This window comes from Kaistella yananensis (assembly GCF_026107505.2).
Lineage (GTDB): Bacteria > Bacteroidota > Bacteroidia > Flavobacteriales > Weeksellaceae > Kaistella > Kaistella yananensis.
On record NZ_JAPCHZ010000011.1, the window covers coordinates 1 to 1,366 of the forward strand.

Consider the following 1,366-nt stretch of genomic DNA (forward strand, 5'->3'; position numbering starts at 1 on the left):
CTCGTGAGGGTAGCTGAAGGTACTGTACGAATAAGCACCGGCTAACTCCGTGCCAGCAGCCGCGGTAATACGGAGGGTGCAAGCGTTATCCGGATTTATTGGGTTTAAAGGGTCCGTAGGCGGACCTGTAAGTCAGTGGTGAAATCTCATAGCTTAACTATGAAACTGCCATTGATACTGCAGGTCTTGAGTAAATTTGAAGTGGCTGGAATAAGTAGTGTAGCGGTGAAATGCATAGATATTACTTAGAACACCAATTGCGAAGGCAGGTCACTAAGATTTAACTGACGCTGATGGACGAAAGCGTGGGTAGCGAACAGGATTAGATACCCTGGTAGTCCACGCCGTAAACGATGCTAACTCGTTTTTGGATTTTCGGATTCAGAGACCAAGCGAAAGTGATAAGTTAGCCACCTGGGGAGTACGTTCGCAAGAATGAAACTCAAAGGAATTGACGGGGGCCCGCACAAGCGGTGGATTATGTGGTTTAATTCGATGATACGCGAGGAACCTTACCAAGACTTAAATGGGAATTGACAGATTTAGAAATAGATCCTTCTTCGGACAATTTTCAAGGTGCTGCATGGTTGTCGTCAGCTCGTGCCGTGAGGTGTTAGGTTAAGTCCTGCAACGAGCGCAACCCCTGTCACTAGTTGCTAACATTCAGTTGAGGACTCTAGTGAGACTGCCTACGCAAGTAGAGAGGAAGGTGGGGATGACGTCAAATCATCACGGCCCTTACGTCTTGGGCCACACACGTAATACAATGGCCGGTACAGAGGGCAGCTACACAGCGATGTGATGCAAATCTCGAAAGCCGGTCTCAGTTCGGATTGGAGTCTGCAACTCGACTCTATGAAGCTGGAATCGCTAGTAATCGCGCATCAGCCATGGCGCGGTGAATACGTTCCCGGGCCTTGTACACACCGCCCGTCAAGCCATGGAAGTTTGGGGTACCTGAAGTCGGTGACCGTAAAAGGAGCTGCCTAGGGTAAAACAAGTAACTAGGGCTAAGTCGTAACAAGGTAGCCGTACCGGAAGGTGCGGCTGGAACATCTCATTTTAGAGCGTCCTTTGGACGATAAACAAATAAGATACTTAAAGTATCACAAGCACTTACTCAAAAGATGCTTTAGTTTTTTTACTTTGGTTGGTATTTAAAAATACACCCACTAGAAATTAGTACAGGGAAGAGACACGAGATTGTAAGATATGAGATGAAAGACAAAAAAGTCTAATATCTCGAGTCTAAAAATCTAAAATCTAATGAAGTCTCGTAGCTCAGCTGGTTAGAGCGCTACACTGATAATGTAGAGGTCGGCAGTTCGAGCCTGCCCGAGACTACTAATTAAAGCGGTAAGCAATA

1 tRNA gene and 1 rRNA gene are annotated in these 1,366 nt (G+C 46.4%); both read left to right on the forward strand.

Annotated features, from left to right (window positions below):
• A 16S ribosomal RNA gene (locus OK344_RS13340) occupies window positions 1-1,063 on the forward strand; the annotation flags it as partial.
• A 207-nt stretch (window positions 1,064-1,270) separates the two neighbouring features.
• A tRNA-Ile gene (locus tag OK344_RS13345) sits at window positions 1,271-1,344 on the forward strand.
• Window positions 1,345-1,366: the final 22 nt, after the last annotated feature.